The organism is Actinomadura sp. 7K507 (genome assembly GCF_004348425.1).
Taxonomy (GTDB): domain Bacteria; phylum Actinomycetota; class Actinomycetes; order Streptosporangiales; family Streptosporangiaceae; genus Spirillospora.
Window position 1 is genome coordinate 1 of sequence record NZ_SMKK01000503.1, and the last position, 1884, is coordinate 1884.

Sequence of the window (1884 nt, forward strand, 5' to 3'; positions counted from 1 at the left end):
CGCCCACCCGGTCCCCGGCTGATCCTCGTACCACGCCCTCAGGACGAAGAGCAGGAGTGTGTCGAGCAGGGCCGGGACGGCGGCGTCGGTGCCGGGCCCGGGGCGTTCGATCTCGGCGGCGAGCAGGTCGGTCGCGGCGCGCAGCCGCGGGTGCCGGCCGTTCCCGGCGGGCAGATGGATGACATCGGGCAGTTCGTCCAGCAGCGGATGCGAGCGCGCCCGGTCCGTCCGGTAGGCGCCGCACAGCGTGATCGCGTCGGCGTCCGCGGCCTCGACGGCGGGCGCCCGGTTCGGGGCGACCCGCTCGTACGACTCCAGCGGCCTGGACGGATCGTCGGTCAGCCCGTGGGCACTCCCCTTGGGGGTGAACACCACGTCGCCGGGGCCAAGCGCCACCGGCTCGCCGGTGTTCGGCACGAGCCAGCCCGATCCGGCCAGCATCACGTGGAACCCGGCGTCCGGGGAGGCGTGGAACCACCCGCCCCAGGGCGCCCGCCTGGCGGAGCGGGCCGAATGCGGCCGGCCCGTCCGGACAGAGGCGATCACATCGCTGAGCACGTCCATGGCGAGACGATCACGTATCTACAAGAGACATTGGATTATTCACACTCTCATATCGTGTCCGTACTTTCGAACCCATGAAGATCGCAATCTATGGCGGGTACGGCTACCAGGGAAGGCTCGTCCTCGCCGAACTCGCCCGGCACGATGCCGAGATCACCCTGGTGGGCCGCAACGCCGCGCGCCTCGCCGCCGTCGCCCGCGGCCGCGAGACCCGTACCGCCGCCGCCACCGACCACGACGCCCTCGTCGGCGCCTTCCGGGGCGCGAATGCGGTCATCAACTGCGCGGGGCCGTTCACCCCGGCGGGGGCGGCCGTCGCCCGCGCCGCCATCGCCGCCGGATGCCACTACATCGACACCTCGGGCGAGCAACTCCACATCAAGCGGATCTACGAGACGTGTTCGGCGGACGCGCACCGCGCGGGAGTGATCGTCACCCCCGCGATGACCGACGGCGGAGTCCCCGGCGACCTCCTCGCCCGCGTGCTGGCCGACCGCCTGGGCGGCGGGCCGCTCCACGAGGTGCTGACCGGGCACTCGGTGACCGGTGGCGGAGGGATGTCCCGCGGTTCGATGCGCTCCCTCCTCGGCACGGTGGACGTCGTCAAGTCCGGCGGTCTCGCCTACGAGGACGGCGAGTGGCGCACCGATGCCCGGCCCCGCCTCGCCTCCCTCGCCTTCCCCGGCCGGGGCCCCGTGCCGGTGTCCAGGTTCGCGCTGCCGGAGGTCGTCAGCGTCCCCCGGCATATCCGGGCCGGGCACGTCCAGGGCTTCGTCGAGGCCGACCTGGCCGCGAGGTTCTCCGGGGCCGTCCCCGATGACGCCGTCGACGCGTTCCCGGAAGGACCGGACGCCGACGCCCGCCAACGGCAGCGCTGGGCGGTCGTCGTGACGGCCACCACCCCCGACGGCCGCCGCGCCACAGGGAGCGCGGAGGGGCCCGACACGTACGGTACGACCGCGGCCATCGCCGCCGAAGGCGCGTTCCGCCTCGCCGGTACTCCCGGGGTCAGGGCACCCGCCGAAGTGCTCCCGCCGGCCGCGTTCCTGGACGCCCTCGCCCCCCACGGAATCACCTGGAGGACCAGCTAGGCCGCCTGCTGCCGGCGTGAGTGCACGGAACCGCAGGGCGCGGCGGCCAGCGTGCACGGGCGGGGCCTCGAGCCCGAGCTCCCGTGCGATGGCCGGAACCTCGGGGTCTGGATGAAGGAAGTCGAGTTCCGGGCCGGCGCGGGCCTGCGGCGCTCCGTGCGCCTGGCGCTCGACCTCGAAGGAGACCCGCAAGAGCGCCTTTAGGGCTGGGGGTACTGGTCCTCCGGGG

At 73.7% G+C, this 1884-nt stretch carries 2 protein-coding genes; one reads left to right on the plus strand and one right to left on the minus strand.

Features of this window, described 5'->3' with window-relative positions:
- Window positions 1-564: cupin domain-containing protein (locus E1285_RS44855; protein WP_132160997.1), on the minus strand; the 564-nt coding region annotated here is incomplete at its 3' end.
- A gap of 74 nt (window positions 565-638) precedes the next feature.
- Between E1285_RS44855 and E1285_RS44860 the strand changes: the two genes are divergently transcribed.
- Window positions 639-1655, plus strand: coding sequence for a saccharopine dehydrogenase NADP-binding domain-containing protein (locus E1285_RS44860; RefSeq protein ID WP_132160998.1), 1017 nt, complete (start codon window positions 639-641; stop codon window positions 1653-1655).
- Window positions 1656-1884: the final 229 nt, after the last annotated feature.

Coding starts and splice junctions, on each gene's coding strand:
- E1285_RS44860 (WP_132160998.1), top strand. CDS start 639: ATGAAGATCGCAATCTATGGCGGGTACGGCTACCAGGGAAGGCTCGTC.